Origin of the sequence: Actinoplanes oryzae, assembly GCF_030757795.1 — a bacterium.
Lineage (GTDB): Bacteria > Actinomycetota > Actinomycetes > Mycobacteriales > Micromonosporaceae > Actinoplanes.
Genome location: NZ_JAUQWH010000060.1, coordinates 17,849 through 36,017 on the forward strand (window position 1 = coordinate 17,849; position 18,169 = coordinate 36,017).

At 72.9% G+C, this 18,169-nt stretch carries 13 protein-coding genes and 1 pseudogene; 8 read left to right on the forward strand and 6 right to left on the reverse strand.

What is annotated here, in order from left to right; translation table 11 throughout:
- Positions 1–73 precede the first annotated feature (73 nt).
- Positions 74–688 (forward strand): TetR/AcrR family transcriptional regulator, encoded by a 615-nt coding sequence (locus tag RBH18_RS20530; protein ID WP_306210160.1) that lies wholly within the window; start codon positions 74–76, stop codon positions 686–688.
- Here the strand turns inward: RBH18_RS20530 and RBH18_RS20535 are convergent.
- Positions 685–1,587 (reverse strand): serine hydrolase, encoded by a 903-nt coding sequence (locus tag RBH18_RS20535; protein ID WP_306210162.1) that lies wholly within the window; start codon positions 1,585–1,587, stop codon positions 685–687. The two genes, RBH18_RS20530 and RBH18_RS20535, sit on opposite strands and share 4 nt — an antisense overlap.
- The gene (locus RBH18_RS20540; protein WP_306210164.1) at positions 1,584–2,456 is read right to left on the reverse strand and encodes a LysR family transcriptional regulator; all 873 of its coding nucleotides are present in this window, start codon (positions 2,454–2,456) and stop codon (positions 1,584–1,586) included. Before RBH18_RS20540 ends, RBH18_RS20535 begins: the two co-directional genes overlap by 4 nt.
- Positions 2,457–2,583: 127 nt before the next feature.
- On the opposite strand from RBH18_RS20540, the gene RBH18_RS20545 reads away from it, so the two are divergent.
- On the forward strand, positions 2,584–3,567 hold the full coding sequence (locus RBH18_RS20545; protein WP_306210166.1) for a radical SAM protein: 984 nt from the start codon (positions 2,584–2,586) through the stop codon (positions 3,565–3,567).
- A 27-nt stretch (positions 3,568–3,594) separates the two neighbouring features.
- Here RBH18_RS20545 and RBH18_RS20550 read toward each other — a convergent pair whose 3' ends face one another.
- A complete protein-coding gene (locus RBH18_RS20550; RefSeq protein WP_306210167.1) occupies positions 3,595–4,047 on the reverse strand; it encodes a DUF4383 domain-containing protein in 453 nt (150 codons plus the stop codon).
- A 93-nt stretch (positions 4,048–4,140) separates the two neighbouring features.
- Here RBH18_RS20550 and RBH18_RS20555 point away from each other — a divergent pair, with 93 nt between their 5' ends.
- Positions 4,141–4,794 (forward strand): HNH endonuclease family protein, encoded by a 654-nt coding sequence (locus RBH18_RS20555; RefSeq protein WP_372338952.1) that lies wholly within the window; start codon positions 4,141–4,143, stop codon positions 4,792–4,794.
- A gap of 11 nt (positions 4,795–4,805) precedes the next feature.
- On the opposite strand, the gene RBH18_RS20560 is transcribed toward RBH18_RS20555, so the two are convergent.
- Positions 4,806–6,644: an adenylyl cyclase gene (locus RBH18_RS20560; RefSeq protein ID WP_306210171.1), complete on the reverse strand. Its 1,839-nt coding sequence runs from the start codon at positions 6,642–6,644 to the stop codon at positions 4,806–4,808.
- 277 nt (positions 6,645–6,921) lie between these two features.
- Positions 6,922–8,217: a vanadium-dependent haloperoxidase gene (locus tag RBH18_RS20565; protein ID WP_306210173.1), complete on the reverse strand. Its 1,296-nt coding sequence runs from the start codon at positions 8,215–8,217 to the stop codon at positions 6,922–6,924.
- A gap of 198 nt (positions 8,218–8,415) precedes the next feature.
- Here RBH18_RS20565 and RBH18_RS20570 point away from each other — a divergent pair, with 198 nt between their 5' ends.
- From RBH18_RS20570 to RBH18_RS20590, 5 genes and pseudogenes are all read left to right on the forward strand, one after another.
- Positions 8,416–9,525, forward strand: a complete 1,110-nt coding sequence (locus RBH18_RS20570) for a fibronectin type III domain-containing protein (RefSeq protein ID WP_306210176.1) — start codon at positions 8,416–8,418, stop codon at positions 9,523–9,525.
- A gap of 203 nt (positions 9,526–9,728) precedes the next feature.
- Positions 9,729–12,383, forward strand: coding sequence for a fibronectin type III domain-containing protein (locus tag RBH18_RS20575; RefSeq protein ID WP_306210178.1), 2,655 nt, complete (start codon positions 9,729–9,731; stop codon positions 12,381–12,383).
- Positions 12,384–12,405: 22 nt separating this feature from the next.
- A pseudogene (locus RBH18_RS20580) lies at positions 12,406–13,371 on the forward strand (AAA family ATPase); the annotation flags it as partial.
- Positions 13,372–13,874: 503 nt separating this feature from the next.
- A complete protein-coding gene (locus RBH18_RS20585; RefSeq protein WP_306210194.1) occupies positions 13,875–15,011 on the forward strand; it encodes a DUF58 domain-containing protein in 1,137 nt (378 codons plus the stop codon).
- Positions 15,005–17,146, forward strand: coding sequence for a DUF3488 and transglutaminase-like domain-containing protein (locus tag RBH18_RS20590; RefSeq protein ID WP_306210179.1), 2,142 nt, complete (start codon positions 15,005–15,007; stop codon positions 17,144–17,146). The genes RBH18_RS20585 and RBH18_RS20590 overlap by 7 nt, the downstream gene beginning before the upstream one ends.
- Here the strand turns inward: RBH18_RS20590 and RBH18_RS20595 are convergent.
- Positions 17,115–18,164 (reverse strand): hypothetical protein, encoded by a 1,050-nt coding sequence (locus RBH18_RS20595; RefSeq protein WP_306210181.1) that lies wholly within the window; start codon positions 18,162–18,164, stop codon positions 17,115–17,117. The genes RBH18_RS20590 and RBH18_RS20595 overlap by 32 nt on opposite strands.
- Between the last annotated feature and the right edge of the window lie 5 nt (positions 18,165–18,169).

Below are 18,169 nucleotides of genomic sequence, written 5' to 3' on the forward strand. Positions count from 1 at the left end.
CTCCTAAGTCAAGTGACTGAATGCGGCGCCCGTCTATCCTGGACCGCAACACCCCAGGTCAGGACCGTCACCCATGAGCGAAACCACCACGGCGCGCCCCACCCGCGCGCTGATCCTCGCCACCGCCGAGCGCCTCTACGCCGAGCAGGGCATCGTCGCCGTCTCCAACCGGCAGGTCAGCGAGGCGGCGGGGCAGGGCAACAACGCCGCGGTCGGCTACCACTTCGGCACCAAGACCGACTTGATCCGCGCCATCCTGCAGCACCACAACGAGCCCCGGGAACGCCTGCGCCGCACCCTGCTCGAGCGCCACGCCGGCAGCACCGGCCTGCGCGACCGCCTCTCCTGCCTGGTCCTGCCCAGCACCGCGCACCTGGCGTCGCTCGGCACCCCCAGCTGGTACGCCCGCTTCGCCGCGCAGCTGCTGACCGACCCGGCCCTGCGCCGCCTCGCCGCCGAGGAGCACGCCCCCGGCCGCCGGGACGCCCTGGACCAGCTCCGCGCTTGCCTGTCCGGCCTGCCGCCCGGCGTACGCGACACCCGCATCGAGATGGCCCACACGCTGATCGCCCACACCTGCGCCGACCGCGAGCGGGCCGGCGCCACCGAAGCGGACTGGGCCGCCACCGGCGCCCACCTGATCGACGCCCTCGAAGGGCTCTTCACCGCCCCGGTGAGCGCCTCCTAGGCCCCGCGCAGCGCGTCCCGCAGCCCCCGGGCGACGCGGCCCATCAGCGCCTCGACGGCCGGCTGCACCGCCGCGGGGACCTGCGACTCGGTCATCGCCACCACCACGTAGGCCCGGCCGTCGGCATGCTCGACCACGCCGGCCTCGTGGCGCAGGTTCAGCAGCGTGCCCGTCTTGGACGACCAGAGCGACGCGTCCGAGCCGAGATCGGGCGCCAGCCGGTGCCGGACGACATTGGCCGCGAGCAGCTCCCGCACGCGCGCCGCGACCGGCGCCGAGACCGGGTCGGCCCGCCAGACGGCGGTGAGCAGGTCCGCGTACGATCGGGCCGTCCCGGTGCTGGCCCGGGTCACGTCGAGCTGCGTGACAGCGTGCCCGCGCCCCGCCGCACCCCCGCCGATGGCCAGCGCGTGCGCCAGGTGCACCTCGGCCGGGCCGAAGCGTTCCGCCGGGGTGTCCATGAGGGAGCCGGTCGGGTGCCGGACCGCGATGCCGCCGACGCCCAGCCGGCGCAGCTCCGCCTCGACGGCGGCGGGCGGGGTGAGCTCGAACAACGCGTCGGCGGCGACGTTGTCGCTGATCGCCACGGCCAGGTACAGCAGATCGTCGAGCGCGACGACGGCCGGATGCCGGAACCTGCTCAGCCCGGTCGGCCCCGGGGTCGCGACCCGGCCGGGCGCCACCTCGACGCGGCGGGCGGCGTCCAGCTCGCCGCGGGCGACGCGTTCCAGGGTGGCGACCGCCAGCGGGACCTTGACCAGGGACGCGGCCGGGAACACGACGTCCGCGTCGAGGTCGAGCTCGGCGCCCGAGCCGAGGTCCCGCACCAGGAACGAGCCGCGCAGCCCGCCGGCCCGCAGGGCCTCCCGCGCGTCGCGGACGGCGGAGGTCAGGCTCACGACGGGTCTCCCACGCATGCGGCGACGGCCGCGGCCAGCACGGTACGCAGCTTCCTGCTGTCGTCCGCCGAGCCCGCCACGGCGTCATATCCCCGGGCGAACGCTTCCTCTCCGACCGGCCGCCAGGTCAGCCCGAAGGCGTCGGCCTCCGCCCGGGAGCACAGGACCAGATCCGCCCCGCCGAGCGCCCGCGCCACGGCGCCGGGCACGGAACGCGCCTTGACGATCTGGTACGGCAGCAGGCCGACGGCGTGGCCCAGCCGGACGATGCGGTCGAGGACGTGCGGCACGTCGTCCTCGGGCTGCACCCACACCCGGCGCGGTTCGGCGTCGGCGTCGCGGCCCGCCCGCAGCTGCTCCAGACAGAACTCACGGCCGTCGTCGCGGAACACACCGGCCAGGCCGAGCGGCACCACCCACTCGCCGCTCCCGGCGGGCACGGCGGTGATCGCGGCGTGGACCTCCCGCGTCCGCACGAGATCGGCACGCTCCCCGGGGCCGGCGGGTACGACGTCGAAATACAGCCCGTGGCGCCGCCCCTCGGCGATGAGGAAGGCGAGGGCGAGCGGCGGGGCGGCGGCCGGCACGGCGAGGTCGAACGCCCGGTGCCGGGCCCGGTCGGCGTGGTGGTCGAACGCCTCGGCCAGGTCGACGAGGCGCTGCGCCACCGCCAGCATGTCGCGGCCGAAGGGCGTGAGCGCCACCGTCCGCGACGAGCGCTCCAGCACGGGTGCGCCCAGGTGCTGCTCCAGGCCGGCGATGCGCCGGCTCGCCACCGGCTGCGGGATGCCCACGGCCGCCGCGCCCTGCGTGAAGCTTTCGTGCCGGCTGACCGCGACGAACGCCGCACAACTCGCGATGAGATCCACGCCCCCAACCTATGTCGATCACGGCCTGTGCTGCCCTGCCGCCTCGTGCGGTCAGCTGTGCGGTTCCGCGCCGGGGGCCGGGGCACTCCTCGCGTTTGCCGGGCGCGCGCCGGGGCACACGAAAGCGATGCCGGTCGATCTGATCCCGCCGCTCCCCGAGCATCTGCAGCTCGAGATCACGTCGGCGTGCAACCTGCGCTGCACGATGTGCCTGGTCAGCTATCGCCCACCGGTCAACAAGCTGGCCGGGGCGATGCCGGCGGAACTCTTCGAGCGCCTGGTCGCGGACGTGCCCGGGCTGCGGCGGCTCACCCTGCAGGGCCTCGGCGAGCCGCTGCTGTCACCCCATCTGCCCGCCATGATCCGTACGGCCGTCGAGCGCCGCATCACCGTGGGCTTCAACACCAATGCCACGCTCCTGCACGCCCGCCGCGCCCGCGAGCTGGTCGACAGCGGCGTCGACTGGCTGCACGTGTCGCTGGACGGGGCGCGCGCCGCGACCTACGAGAACATCCGCGCCGGGGCGACCTTCGACACCGTGGTCGCCAACCTGGCCGGGCTGGTCGCGGCGAAACGGGCGGCGGGGAGTCGTACCCCGTGGGTGCGAGTGGTCTTCGTGGCCATGCGTGACAACGTGGCGGAGCTGCCCGGCCTGGTCCGCCTGCTCGGGGACCTCGGCGTCGACGAGCTGCACGTGCAGAACCTGTCGCACAGCTTCTCCGACACGGACCCCGCCGGAGCGTACGAGGGAATCCGCAGTTTCGCCGCGGAGCAGGCACTGTGGACATCGTCGCCGCCCGCCTTCGCGGAGGCCCGGATCGCCGCCGCCACAACGGGTCTCAAGCTGCGCCTGCCCCGGGCCGAGGAGCCGGCCGGCGATCGGCGGGGGTGCTCGTGGCCCTGGGACGCGGCGTACATCACGAGCGCGGGGGTCGTGCAGCCCTGTTGCATGGTCATGGGCGACGACCGGGTGGCGCTGGGGAGCCTCGCCGAGCAGAGCTTTCCGGAGATCTGGCGCGGGGCGGCGTACCGGGAGTTCCGGGCCCGCCTGAGCAGTGCCGAGCCGCCGGCGGTGTGCGCGGGGTGTTCGCTCTACCGCCGGATCTTCTAACAGGTCCGGCGGCAGAGCCGGGGTGGGCTACGGCCGCCGGCGGGTGGTGAGGAAGCCGAGGGCGATCATGCCGATGGCCAGGACGAGGTGCAGCCAGTCGTCGGCGGTGTTGAGGGGGACGAAGTTGGCGGCGCTGTCCTGGCCGACCACCAGGCCGTAGAGCCAGAGGATCAGGTAGATGACGCCGCCGCCGATGAGGTAGTTGCGCGCGCCGGAGACCGTGCGGGCCAGCGCGAGCCCGGCGATGCCGAAGAGCAGGTGGACGATGTTGTGCAGGACCGACACCTGGAAGATGCCGAGCAGCTTGGCGTCGCTGTGGTGCCCGGCGAAGCCGAGGTCGGAGTAGTTGGTCGTGACGCCCGGGATGAAGCCGAGGACGCCGACGAGCAGGAACACGACGGCGACGGCGAGGGCCGCGGTCTGGACGGCGGTGCGATGCCGGGAGTATGCGACGTCACCCGCGCCGGAAGCGGTGGCCATGTCAGTTCTCCTGTCGTAGGGGAACGGTCGCATTCCCGTGCGCCGTAGGGCGAAACTTCGGCGGAATGACTTCTTTGACATGTATGCACGTCAATGTTTGCGCCCGAGAATCGCCTGGTGAAGAGAATTCTGGCTCTCCTCGTCACCGCCGCTCTGACCGTCACCGTGCAGGTGACCACGACCGGGTCCGCCGACGCGGCGCCGCCCGGCACCCCCACCGCCGCCACCGCCCGGACCTACCTCGCCACGCTCACCGTGGCGGCCTCGACGCACACGACGACGTACGACCGGGACCTGTTCCCGCACTGGTCCACCGTCTCCGGATCGTGCAACACCCGCGAGACCGTCCTCAAGCGCGACGGATCGGGCGTGGTCACCGACTCGGCGTGCGCCGCGACCTCGGGCTCCTGGTACAGCGTCTACGACGGCGCCACCTGGACCGCCGCGTCGGACGTGGACATCGACCACATGGTGCCGCTGAAGAACGCGTGGATCTCCGGGGCGTGGGCCTGGACGACGGCCGAGCGGGAGGACTTCGCGAACGACCTGACGAACCCGCAACTGCTCGCGGTCACCGACAACGTCAACCAGTCCAAGGGCGACAAGTCACCCGACTCGTGGGTGCCGCCGCTGACGAGCTACCACTGCACGTACGCCCGGATGTGGGTCAAGGTCAAATATGTGTACGACCTGACGGTGACCAGCACCGAGAAGACGAAGCTCACCTCGATGCTGGCCACCTGCTGACGCTGCTTCGCCTACGGCGCCGGGTACTCCGCGATGTACTGCGGGGTGCCCGATGTCGACGGCGGCGCGGCCGGGCCGACGCCGTTGACGACGTGGTCGATGGTGCCCGCGCTCAGGTTGACGGTCATGATGTGGTGCAGCTTCACGCCGGGCCGGTTCGGCACCTCGAAGCCGTTCTCGGTGTGGATCTCCGGGTTGTTCTGGTTGAAGACGTAGACGCCCGCGCCGTAGAGGGTGTGGGTGCGCACCTTGTCCCCGACCTTGTAACCCGCGTAGCCCTCGACCTTGCCGTTCATCCAGTCGGCCTGCGTCGGCGGGTCGTACGGGAGCTCGTTCTGGTAGAGGATCGTCGTGCCCTTGTCGCCGTTCCAGGTGGTGTTGTACTTCTGGAAGTGCTCGACGAACAGGCCCGTCGCGGTCACGTTGTCGCCGTTGATGACGGCGCCGTAGCGACCGGTGTTGGTGCGCCACCGCTGGGTGTCACCGTTCACGCCCTCGGTGAAGCCCTCGACGCCGTGGTCCGCGCGCCACACCCAGGTGTGGTCGATGAGCACGTTGTCGCTGTTGACCTCGAGCGCGATGTCGGTCTTGCCGATGTGCGGGCCGCCGACGCGGAAGTAGACGTCGGACAGCGTCGTCGGGTTGGCCGGCGTGCTGATCCCGAGGCCGTTCTTGACGCCCACGCGCAGCAGCGTCTTCGACTCCTTGGTGCCGGCGTCGATGGTGACGCCCGCGACCACCGCGCCGGGCACGTCGGCCACCGTCAACGGCGTGGCGCCGTTCACCGCGGTCAGCGTGGCGTGCCCCAGGCCCAGGACGACCTGGTTCGGCCACAACACGTTGATGCTGCTCGCGACGTCGTACACGCCGGGGGTGAGCAGGAGGTTCTTGCCCAGGGCGAGGTTGGCGTTGATCTGCCACACCGGGGTCTTCGGGCTCGCGACGAAGAAGCTGCTCAACGGCAGCGAGCGGCCGCTCTTCGCGGAAACGCCGCTGGTGTTGCGCTGCGCCGCCGGAACCTGCACCTTCCACTGGTTGTTCTCGACGAACAGGTACGGCTTCTCCCGGCTGACCGGGGTCTGCTCGACCGTCGTGTACGGCGGGTCCGGGAAGGCCGAGTCGTCCGGGGCGCCGACGACGCCGGAGAAGACCTGGTTCCAGACGCCGTTCGACCAGCTGCCGACCTCGCTGTTGCGGGTCAGCCACTGCTGCTGCGAGCCGTTCGTGACCGCCCCGAACTTGGAGTCGGCGATGAAGCCACCGCTGGCGTACTGCGGGCCGGCGGTGCAGTAGTCCATCAGCGTGAAGCCGCCGTTGACATTGATCCGCCGCAGCGAGACGGCCTGGGACACCGCCCAGAAGTTCGCCCCGGCGCGGCAGCCGTCCTGGCCCGCCCCGTTGACGTTGATGGTCAGGTTGGACAGCGTCCGCCAGAAGTTGACCAGGGCGAGACAGTTGCTCGTGCCGCCGTCGGCGAGGCAGCGGTTGTAGACCTCCACCTTGCCGTTGATCACCACGTCGGACGGCGCGGCGCCCAGGCCGGAGATCTCGGTGTAGTAGCCGACCTTGATCTGCAGCGGCTTGTCGGCCGTGCCGTAGGTGCCGGGCTTGAAGAGATAGGCGTAGCGCGCGGTACCCATCTCGTTGTCGACCTGCTTGGCGTGCGTCGCGTCCAGGGTGGCCTGGATCTGCTCCACCGGCATGCTCGGGTCGAAGACAGTGACGTTGGCGCCGAGGTCGGGCGACTGCACCACCGGGGCGGCGGTGGCGGGCGTGCCGACCAGGGTTCCGGCCGTGGCGACCAGCAGGCCGACGGCGAGGATCCGGCTGAGGCGCCGGCGTGTCGTCATGCGGGGTGGTCCTTTCCGTAACAGGGGTGTAACCAGATCACAGAAAGCGATAGGCGGCGGTCAAAGTCAACAGCTCGCCCCGGTTCCGGAACCAGCGGTGCCCGAACGGCTGGACTTGCGCGCCTGACGACCCCGATGCGGCGCGCGGGGACGGCCCGGGGCGGGCCGCGCTGCCCACCCCGGGCCGCCGGTCTCGGGCGGCCCGCTCCTGGGCCGCCGCCGGTCTTGGGCCGCCCGCTCCTGGGCCGCCGCCGGTCTTGGGTTGTCGCGAGGTTTTTCAGCGGCGCGGGCGGAACTCGCGGGCGAGGATGTATCTCGACACCGCCTCGCCCAGGCGGACGCCGTCCTCGTCGGCGGAGCGGAAGTGCACGCCGCCCCAGATGCGGGCCTCGATGACCTCGGCGGTGGCCTGCGAGAAGCTGGTGAAGGTGCGGGTGGTGCCCGAGTCCTCGCTGAACGCGCTGAACGTCAGGCCGTCGCGGCCGAAGAAGGCCCGGAGCGTGGCCATCACGCCGCCGGTCGAGCAGCTGTGGCCGGACGGATACTCCGGGAAGCCCGGCGTGATCAGCAGGGGCATCCAGGCCGGGTCGGCGGTCGTCGCGGGGTTGCCGTCGGTGTCGGCGAGCTGGACGGCGGTCACCGGGCGCCAGAAGGACCAGCGACGCTTCTCGGTGAAGCAGGCGATGCCCCCGTCGGCCTGGACCACGTCGGTCATCGCGAAGAGGCGGGCCGTCTGCAGGGGACTCAGCCGCTGCGAGGTGGCGAGGTTGCGGCGGATCTGCCACTCGGTCATCCGGCGGTCGTGCCACCATTTCGCCGACTCGGTCTGGTCCTGGGTGCGCACGGTGCTGGTGGCGCCGCCGAGCGCCTTGACCTCGTTGAGTTCGCGGGCGTACTCGGCGCTGGTCAGGGCCGGCGCCCCCGGCGTGCGGAAGTCGGCGCCGGAGCGGATCACGAAGGGCTTGATGTCGGGCGCGAACGCCGCGTCCGATGCGAAGGTGGGCGGGGTCGGGCGCCACTGGCCGGGCGCCGTGCCGACTGTCCAGGTCGCCGGGCCGTTCGAGCCGTCGTTCGTCCGGGCGGTGATCATTGTCTCCGCCGCAGCTGTGCCCACGGCGATGCCACCGCGTTCGGCCGGGCCGTCGGGGACGGCCGCGAGCGCCGCGTCGTAGCGGGCCTGCAGATCCGCTGCCTGCGCGGGGAACTGCCAGAGCAGCGTCCGGTACGCCGCCGTGGCCACCGCCGCGTCCACCGAGTCGCCGCGGTGCGCGCGCGGGGCGGCCAGAAGCGGCTCGTACGGGGTGCCGGCGATCGCGTTGACCGCGTCGTAGACGGCGCCGGAGACGATGGCGAAGCTGCGCCCGGCGATGTACGGGGGCTGGCGCGCCACCTCGTAGATCGCGTTCTGGGCGTTGAGATGCCAGGTGACGACGGCGTTGGGGCCGGTGGTGCCGCCGGCGTCGGGGCCGGTGGTGCCGCCGGTGGTGCCGCCGGCGGCCGCGGGTGACACGGCGACGAACGGCACGGCGAGGACGAAGGTGGCGGCAGCGGTCAGCGTACGGAAACGAGCCATGAGAGCCTCCCGCGGCTCAGCGTGCCGAGGCTCACGCGGCGCGGCAAGGCCACGTGATGCGGCTATGTCCTGCGGTTTCCGGCTACTGGGTTCATGCCCGTTTGCGTCATGGGCGGAGAAGATTGCTGTATGCGCCAATCAGCTACGGAGTGACCATGCGTACTGGCGTGATCGCACCGACTCGGGCAGCATTGCTGCGTGTCCCAGCCGACCTCTCTCCAGGGCAGCCGTCAGCGCGCGCAGGCGCTGGCCGGCGCCGGCGATCCCGTGCAGGCCGTCCTGCTGCTCGAGCAGGCGCTCGACGTCGGCCGCGCCAGCCTCGGCGAGGACGACCCCGACGTGCTCACGACCGCGCACCAGCTGGCCGTGATCCTGCGCCGGGGCGGGGACACCGGCGGCGCGCGGCGGGTCCTGGAGGAGTCCTTCGCCGCCGGGCAGTGGCGGCTGGGCGATGCCGATCCGCTGATGCTGACCATTTCGTACGAGCTCGGGCTGGTCGCCGAGGAGATGGAGAACAGGCACGAGGCGCGGCGGGCCTTCGGGCGGGTGGCGGCGCACGGGCCGCAGGCGCTGGGCGCGGACCATTGGATGGTCACGCAGGCGCGGGCCTATCTGGGTGAAGACCCTCCGACGGTACGCATGGAGCTGCCCACTCCCGTTGCTCCTCCACCGGTTGCCCCTTCGCCTGTCGTGCCTCCATCAGTCGCGCCTTCCCCTGTCGTGCCTCCATCCGTTGCGCCTTCCCCTGTCGTGCCTCCATCCGTTGCGCCTTCGCCCGTCGCGCCTTCGCCTGTCGCGTCTTCGCCTGTCGTGCCTTTCCAGCGCTTTTCGTCGGAGCCGCATTTTCCGCCGGAGCAGCACTTTCCGGTCGTACCTCAGCAGCGGCAGCCGGTGTCGGCACCGCCGCAACCGGCTCCCGCAGCCGCTCCACCGCCCCGGTCCGCGTCCTTCGGCGTGCGGGCGCCGGCCCTCTTCGCCGCCATCGCCGCGGTCCTCGGCGTCGCCATCGCCGTGGTCGCCCTCGTCGTCGTGCTCGCCGATCCGGGTGACAAGCCCGGCGAGTCGGATGTGCCAACCTTGAGCGGCCCGGCGCCCACGGATGTGCGCCTCCGTGACTACGGAGCGTCAGTCCAGCTCTTCTGGTCCGACCCGGCGAACGGCCGCGCCTCCTTCATGATCACCGGCGCCCAGTCGGGCTCCCAGCTGCGCCCGATGGGCGAGGTCGGCCCGGCCACGACGTCGTTCGACCTCAATGGCCTCAACGAGAAGCTGGACTACTGCTTCGCCATCGTGGCGGTCTACGGCTAGTCCCAGTTCTCGACGTCCCCGCAGACCTGCACCCGCCGCGACCAGGCAGACCCGGGCAGCTCGACCGGAAGTAAATGATCACTACATGCAACCACAGTTATCCACAATTGTGACTTCACCGATGTCGACCGCAGCCCCCGGCACCCTATGATGGCCTGCGTCCTGGACGGGCAGCAGCCGCCACACGGGGAGGGACACGGGCTTTGAGCAGCATGGATGCCGGCACGGCACGACAACGGAGGCGCTGGCGCAGCCGTGGCGGCCTCGTCACGCTCGGTGTGGTGATGGCGCTCGTCGCCGGGCTCGGCGCGACGGTCCTCGGGCTGGGCGCCGCCGACCAGGCCGTGGCCAGCTTCGATGCCGCGTCCTGGATGTGGAGCCGCGGCAAGGGCGAGGTCGCCCGGGTCAACGGCGTGACCGCCCGCGTGGACACCCGCGTCGACGTCCCGCGCGCCCGCACCCACGGCGTCGAGATCGTGCAGAATGACCGCTTCGTGCTGCTGCGCGACGCGAGCACCGGCAAGGTGAGCACGATGGACCTGACGTCGCTCCGGGAGGCGCACGAGCAGTTCTCCACCTCCGCCGGCATCGGCGTGCACGTCGCGCTGCACGAGGACGCCGCGTTCGTCATCGACTCGGTGCAGGGCCTGGTCACCCAGCTCGACCCGCGCACGCTGGGCCGGATCGGCGAGCCGCTGCACTATCCGCCGGGCATCGCGGGCGGCGAGTTCGACGGCCAGGGCGAGCTGTGGATCGCGTTGCCGGCCGAGGGCACCGTGTCGGCGATCACCCCCGCGCCGCTGCCCGACTCCACGGCGGGCGCGGGTTCCGGGGCCGGCGCCGCCGGGCCCGCCCAGGTGCGCACCGAGGCCGTCGCCGCCGGCAGCCACGATCTCGCGCTGGCGACCCTGGAGGACGGCGTCGCCGTGCTCAACCGCACCACCAACGCCCTGACCACGATCACCAGCAAGGCCAAGCAGTCGGTCACCCTGCCGCTCGACGGCCTCGGCACGCTCCCCGCCCACGTGGAGGGCGACGTCGTCCCGGTCACGGTGCCCGAGACCCGCAAGGTCTTCGCCGTGCGCGACGGCGCCACGACCGCCACGTTCACGGTGCCCGGCGACGGGGACGCCGACGCGCTGCAGCCCGCCGTGCCCTACGAGGGCTTCTTCTACGTCGCCGACGCGGACAGCGACTCGGTGCACGTCTTCGACGTGGCCGGCGCCGAGCAGAAGCCGATCGGCTTCAAGGACCCGGGCGGTCCGCTGGAGCTGGAGGTCCGGGAGAACTACCTGTTCATCAACGCGCCGAGCGCCTCGACGGCCCGCGTGGTGGACGACTCCCACCAGGTGCGCAGCGTCGACAAATACGCCGACGACGTGCTCGGGGGCGACCCGCCGCCCACCCCGCCGGATCCGCCGCCCCCGCCGCCCAAGCCGAAGAAGCCCACGGCGAGCAAGCCGGGCGCGCCCCGCAACGTCCGGGCCGCCGCCGGCAACGCCGAGGTGCGCGTCACCTGGCGGGCCGCGCCGAGCAACGGCGCCTCCATCACGCGTTACGTGGTCGTGGGCGCGGACAAGTCGTTCCAGGTCGGCGCGGATCAGCGTGCCCTCGTGGTCACCGGGCTCACCAACGGCGAGACCTACCGGTTCGCCGTGCACGCGGTCAACAAGAAGGGCGACGGCCCGGCCCGCGAGAGCAACGCGGTCAAGCCGACCGCCGAGGTGCCCGACGCGCCCACCGCGGTCACCGCCGAGGCCAAGCCGGACGGCAGCGTCACGGTGGGCTGGCCCGCGGCCAACGGCCAGGGCGTCGACATCGAGCGTTACACGGTCACCGCGATCAGCGAGGGCGGCAGCGCCCCGATCGGCGACGTGAAGGACGGCGGCACGTCGCTGACGATCCCCGACGGCGAGCTGGAGTACGGCAAGCAGTACGCGTTCACGGTCGTCGCGGTCAACGCGCGGGGCGCCGGCTCCAAGGCGTCCCCGGTGAGCCAGAGCGTCGTGCCGTTCACCAAGCCCGGCAAGGTGGAGAGCGTGGACGCCGCGACGGTCGGCGACCAGCCCGGCACGATCCAGGTCCAGTGGGCGGCACCCGCGGAGAACGGCCGGCCCGTCACGACATACGTGGTGACCGCCGGAGGGAAGACGACGGAGGTCACCGGGGCGACGCAGACAACGCTGACCGGCTTCGGCGAGGGCGAGACCGTGGCCGTCGAGGTCAAGGCGGTCAACGAGGCGGGCGAGGGCGAGCCCGGCTCGGCCACGGCCCGCACGGTCGCCAAGCCCGGCGTCACCGTGACGGGGTCGTCGGCGACCTTCGACACGGCGACGGTGTCGTTCACCGTGGACGCGGGCGGCGGCACGGCCACGTGCTCGATGACCGCCTCGGATGGCGGCGGCTCCGCGAACGGCAGCTGCACCAGCCTCAAGGTGAGCGGGCTCAAGCCCAGCACGGCGTACACGTTCACGGTCACCGCCAAGAACGCGGCCGGCGAGACGACCAAGACCCGCGCGCAGACGACCGCGGCCCTCTACGGGACTGCCACCTGCAAGAACGGCTCCAGCGGCGAGGAAGCGACCTACTGCAACAAGGACGTCGAGGGTCGCAACGGCAACGAGATCTTCAGCGTCACCCAGCAGGACAACGACAAGCAGGTCGGCTGGGCCGAGCCCGGCACCCGCCTCAAGGCCTACTGCAAGAAGTCGGGTGAGTCTGTCTACGCCTACATCTACAACAACGAGAAGCGCAGCACGTGGTGGGTCCAGGTGAACTACGACGGGAAGAACTACATCCCGTGGGCCTGGATCAATCTCGACGGCGGCGACAACATCAACGACCTGCCGACCTGCTGAGCCGCTCCCCCGAGGTAAAACCGTGACGACCGAACCCATCCCGCCCCAGCACGTCCGGACGTTCGCGGACATCGCGGCGCAGCTCGCCGCCCGCGTCGGCACGGTCGTGCTGGGCAAGCCCGACGTGGTGCGGCTGGCGCTGACCGCGCTGTTCGCCCAGGGGCACGTGCTGCTCGAGGACGTGCCCGGGGTCGGCAAGACCACGCTGGCCCGGGCGCTCGCCTCGGCGGTGCGCGGGCAGTGGCGGCGGATCCAGTTCACGCCCGACCTGCTGCCCTCGGACGTCTCCGGCGTCACGATCTTCAACCAGGCCAGCCGCGGCTTCGAGTTCCACCCCGGCCCGGTCTTCGCCAACATCGTCATCGCCGACGAGATCAACCGTGCCTCCCCCAAGACGCAGTCGGCGCTGCTCGAGGTCATGGAGGAGCGCCGGGTCACCGTGGACGGCGTGCCACACCCGGTGCCGCAGCCGTTCCTGGTCGTCGCCACGCAGAACCCGGTCGAGATGGACGGCACCTACCGGCTGCCCGAGGCCCAGCTCGACCGGTTCCTGGTCAAGCTGTCGGTGGGCTACCCGTCCGAGGAGGTCGAGGTCGAGGTGCTGCGCGGGGCGGCCGGCCGCTCCCCCGACACCCTCGATCCGGTCACCGACACGGCCACGGTCGGCGAGATGGTCAAGCTGGCCCAGCGGGTGCACATCGCCGACGCCCTCTACACCTATGCCGTCCGCCTCGCCGCCGCGACGAGAAACCACGCCCAGGTCCGCGTCGGCGTCAGCCCCCGCGGCGTCATCGCCCTCACCCGCGCGGCGTCGGCCTACGCCCTGATCCAGGGCCGCGGCTACGTGCTCCCGGAGGACTTCAAGGCGCTCGTCGAGCCGGTGTTCGCCCACCGCGTGCTGCTGTCGGCGGACGCCCAGCTCCGCGGCGTCACGCCGACCGAGGTGCTCGACGACGCGGTGCGCTCGGTCGCCGTCCCGCTCCCGGCCAACGGCCCTGGTCCCACCCCCGGCCCCGGCCCTGGCCCTGGCCTCGAGCACGCCGCGCCCTCAGCCCGCGGCACCGGCCGCGATCACGCCGCGCCCTCACCCCGCGGCACTGGCGGCTCCGACCACGCCGCGGCCTCGCCCTACCCCGGCGGACCCGACCACGCCGCGGCCTCGCCCTACCCCGGCGGACCCGACCGCGCCGCGGCCTCGCCTTACGCCGGCGGGCCCGATCGCGCCGTCGCGTCGCCGCATGTCGGTGGGCCGGGGGTCGCCGCGCCTGGGCCGTATGCGAATGGTGCTGCCACGAGCTACCCGACGCCCGGCGGCGTGCCCGGCGCGACCTATCCGGCACCGGGCGGAATGTCCGACGCGGCTCGTCCGATGCCCGGCGGCGTGCCCGGCGGGAGCTATCCGGCGTCCGGCGGGGTGCCCGATGCGGTGCCTCCGGCGGCGGGCGGGGTGGCCGACGCTCCCCGGGTCGGGGCGTGAGGCGGCTGCGGGGCTTGCGGCGGCTGCGGGGCGTCACCAGCCGCGGGGCCGGGGTGGTGCTGGCCGCGGTGGTGCTGCTGGGGCTCGGGTTCCGGTTCGGGTATCCGGATCTGGCGCTGCTCGGGGCGGCGGCGGTGGCGGCGCTGGGGTGCGGGGCGGTGTTCGCGGTCTGGCGGCCCCGGCTGGGCGTCGAGCGGGTCGCCGATCCCGATCGGGTCGCCCGCGGCGAGGCGGCGCGGATGACGCTGACCGTGCGGAACACCAGCCGGCTGCGCGCCGCGAACCTGGTCGCCGTGGACCGGTGCGGGGGCGGGAGTGTGCCCGTACCGTTGCTGCGGTTGCGGCCCGGCAGCGACACCACCGTCGATTATCCCGTGCCGACCACCCGCCGGGGCGTGGTGCCGGTCGGGCCGTTGGGGGTCACGCGCACCGATCCGCTCGGGTTGCTGACGTTGTCGCGTACCTATGGGGGCACCGCGACGGTCTGGGTGCACCCGCGGATCCACCTGCTCCGCGCGGTGCCCGCCGGCATGGCCCGCAGCCTCGACGGGCGCATCGACAAGGTGCCGCACGGGACGATCACGTTCGATTCGCTGCGCGAGTACGTGGTCGGTGACGAGTTGCGCCGCGTCCACTGGCGCAGCTCGGCCAAGGTCGGCGAGCTGATGGTCCGCGAGCAGCTGGACACCAGCGAGCCGACGATCGTCGTGCTGCTCGACGATCGGGCGGGCGCGCATCCCGGCCGCGACCCGGAGTCGTTCGAGATCGCGTGCGAGGCGGCCGCGTCGATCATCGCCGCGGCGGTGCGCGAGGACCTGCCGGTGTCGCTGCACCTGGTGTCGGGGCGGGCACAGGGACCCTATCTCGACGTGCTGACCGAGGCGGTCCCGGGCGACGGCGACCTCGAAGCGACCGTACGCAGCCTGCGCCAGAGCCGGCTCGGCGACACGCTCGTGTACCTCACGGGCCCCGGCGGGCGGGCGGATCTCGGCGCGGTGAGCGCGCTGCGCGGCCCGTACGCGGTGGTGCTGGCGGGGCTGCTCGGCGACCGGGACGCGACGCCGGTGGCAGCGGGCGGCGGCGTCATCGTCATCGAGGCCGAGACCGGCGAGCAGTTCGCGGGCGCCTGGGACGGGGTCCGCGGGTGGTGAGGCGCATCGTCGTTCCCGTGGTCGTGGCGGCGCTCGTCGCGCTGGCCGGGGTGGTGCTCGGCCGGATCTACTCCGGGGATCTGCTCACACAGCTGGTGGCGGGGGCGGCGGTGCTGTCCGTCGGCGCCGGGGCCGCGACCCGGCGCCTGCCCTCGTGGACCGTGGCGCCGGTGTCGGTGCTGCTGCTCGCGGGCTACACCGGGCTGGCGCTCAAGGTCGCCGCCGACCGCGCCGAGCTGGCCGGGCCGCTGGCGCAGATCGTCCGGGACGCCCTGGTCAACGGCATTCCGCGGCTGCTCACGGCGATGATCCCGGTCGAGCCGACCCCGGACACGGTGGTCGTCCCGGTCGTGGCGGCGTGGCTGACCGGCCTGCTCGCCCACGAGGTGGCCGTCCGGTCGCGGCGGGTGCTGCTCGGATGCGTGCCGCCGGCGGCCCTGTACGCGGGCGCGCTCTACGTGATCGGGCCCAACGCGGGCAGCGCCGGGTGGCCCACGCTCGCCTTCGCGGGGCTGGTGGTGCTGGCCCTGGCCGTGACGAGCCGGGGCCGGACGGCGGAGCCGGCGCGCGTACCCGGGAAGAAGCCCGTCGGCGCGGCAGCCGGTCTGGTCGTCCTGCTCGGGCTGATCGCGGTGGCCGGGCCGTGGGTCGGCGGCCGGGTGAGCGCCACCCCGGTCGACCCCCGCAAGTACGTCGAGCCGCCGCAGGTGGACAGCCTCGACGAGAGCCCCCTCAACCGGATCTCGGGCTGGGCGCTCGCACCGGACCAGAAGCTGCTCGAGGTGGGCCCGACCGGGACGGGCAAGGGGAAGACGCGGCTACGGCTGGCCGTCCTTCCCGACTACGACGGGATCACGTGGCGGGTCGGCGCGACCTATCGCAACGCGGGCCGGGTGCTGCCCGCCCCGGCGGCGCTGCCCGACGTGCCGGTCACCCGGGTCACCCAGCGGATCACGGTCGACGAGCTGACCGGGCGGCTGCTGCCCGTCGTGCCCACGCCGGCCGGGGTGGAGGGCACCCGCATCGCGTACGACGCGTCGACCGGCACGGTGATCCGGCCCGAGGCGCTGACGCCGGGGCTGACGTACACGGTGACCTCGGACAGCCAGGAGCCGGACGTCAACCTGCTCCCGACCGCCGACTCCCCCAGCGGCGACGCGGTGGTGCGCTATCTGACCGTCGGCGCCGGCGTCCCGGAGAACATCCAGCGCCTCGCCGACCAGCTCGCCGACGGCAACGGCGCCGCCTACGACCGGGCGGCGGCGATCGAGGAGTTCCTGGCCGGGCACTACAAGAAGGTGGCCGACGCGCCGAGCGGGCACGCGTACCCCAATCTGCAGTACTTCCTCTTCGGCAAGCGCGAGCGCGGCGGCCAGGTCGGGACGTCGGAGCAGTTCGCGGCGTCGTTCGCGCTGCTCGCCCGGCTCACCGGCCTGCCGTCCCGGGTGGCCGTCGGCTTCGACGCCCCACGCGCGGGCGGCACGGTCACCGGCGCCGACGCGATCGCCTGGCCCGAGGTGCTCTTCGACGACCTGGGCTGGGTCGCCTTCGACCCGATGCCCAAGAGCGACGAGCCCACCCCGGTCGAGGAGGACTTCACCCCCAAGCCGTCCGATCCGCCGCCGTCGTCCGAGCCGGCCACCCCGCCGAGTACGCCGCCCGCCTCCACGCCCCCGGCCGCCGTCGCCGAGCCCCCGGCCCCGGGCGGCGGCGCGACGACGCCGATCGTCGTGTCCTCGGGCGGCGTCCTGCTGCTGGCCGCCCTCGTCACGGCCCTGCTGCTCCTGCGGGCCGGGCTGCGCCGCCGCCGGCTCACCACCGGCAGCCCGGACGAGCGGATCACCGGCGCCTGGCTCGAGTTCACGGACGCCCAGCGCCTCGCCGGCCACCCCGTGCCGCCGCACCTGGCCGCCACGGAGGCCGCCGCGCTGGCGCTGCGCCCGGCCGCCCCGCTGGACGATCTGGTGCAGGGCGTCAACACGGTCGCCTTCGCCCCCGGCGCCGCCGACGAGGATCAGGCCTCGCGGGCGGGCGCGCAGGTCGTGGCGTACGCGGAGGCTCTGCGCAAGGATCGCCCCTGGTGGCGCCGCGCCTGGTGGTCGATCAACCCCGGCCCGCTGCGCTGGCACCGGTGAGGCTCAGCGCGGTGTCGTAGTGGCGCAACCCGTGGTAGGGCGGGATCTCCTCGATCGGCCAGGAGGTGTAGCCCGTGACGCCCTGGGGCAGCTCGACCGATCCGGCGCCGTAGTCCAGGGCCATGTCGAGGGTGGCGTTCCACAGCTCGGGCGGGCACGGGTCGGCGTCCGCGCAGATCTTCGCCGCCGTCGCGGTCTGGAAGCCGATCGGGGCGCCCTTGCCCGCCATGTACGCGTACATGCTGAGGTAGGTGGCGGGCCGGTCGGGATCGAGCGAGTTGTTGCCGAGCACGCAGCGGTCCTCGAGCACCGTGCGACAGTGGTCGATCATCGACCGAGTGAAGGCGGGGTCCACCGAGGCGGTCCAGGTCGTTTCGTCGATCCGCTGGTAGGGGTTGAAGGCGAGATAGGAGCGGGTCCGGGTCCAGACCGCGTGGGCGGCGATCTCGTCGCGGTGGCACTGCTCGTCGTCGGCGGCGGTGTAGCCGGCCCCCTGCAGAGCCGTCTGGTTGCGGGCGAGCCGCTCGGTCTGCCGGATGTAGGGCTCGGCGAACTCCGTCGTGCAGCGGGAGACGACGACCTCGCGGAGCTGAGGGGTGTCGTCGTACAGCTCCGCCAGCCGGACCTGCAGATCCCGGTAGGCCGCCCCGAACTCCGGGGTCCAGAACGCGCCGATCCACCCCGCCGGACCGCCGGTCGCCTCGGTGTACCACGGCAGCGCCGCCCGGCCGCCCAGCGTCTTGACCCAGTCGGGCGCGTCGAACCCGGCCGTCACCCGCAACCGCAAGGGCCTGCCGGTGGCCAGCGCGGCGGTGATCGCCGACGTGTTCAGCTCCTGCGGGGCCGGCTGCAGATCCTTCCACTTCACCCGGACGACGAAGGCGTCGACCACCGACGCGTACGCCGCGGGCGCCGGACCGTTGCGGTCGAGCACACCCCGCACGGGCTCCTTGAGCGCACCAGGCTCCGCGGGCGCGACCGCCCCGATCGTGAGCAGTGCGGTCAGGCTTACGATCACGCCGG

Excerpts from the sequence above, each read along its gene's own strand:
- RBH18_RS20565 (WP_306210173.1), bottom strand. The coding sequence starts at position 8,217 with ATGGCTCGTTTCCGTACGCTGACCGCTGCCGCCACCTTCGTCCTCGCC.
- RBH18_RS20550 (WP_306210167.1), bottom strand. The coding sequence starts at position 4,047 with ATGGCCACCGCTTCCGGCGCGGGTGACGTCGCATACTCCCGGCATCGC.
- RBH18_RS20555 (WP_372338952.1), top strand. The coding sequence starts at position 4,141 with ATGTTTGCGCCCGAGAATCGCCTGGTGAAGAGAATTCTGGCTCTCCTC.
- RBH18_RS20545 (WP_306210166.1), top strand. The coding sequence starts at position 2,584 with ATGCCGGTCGATCTGATCCCGCCGCTCCCCGAGCATCTGCAGCTCGAG.
- RBH18_RS20560 (WP_306210171.1), bottom strand. The coding sequence starts at position 6,644 with ATGACGACACGCCGGCGCCTCAGCCGGATCCTCGCCGTCGGCCTGCTG.
- RBH18_RS20530 (WP_306210160.1), top strand. The coding sequence starts at position 74 with ATGAGCGAAACCACCACGGCGCGCCCCACCCGCGCGCTGATCCTCGCC.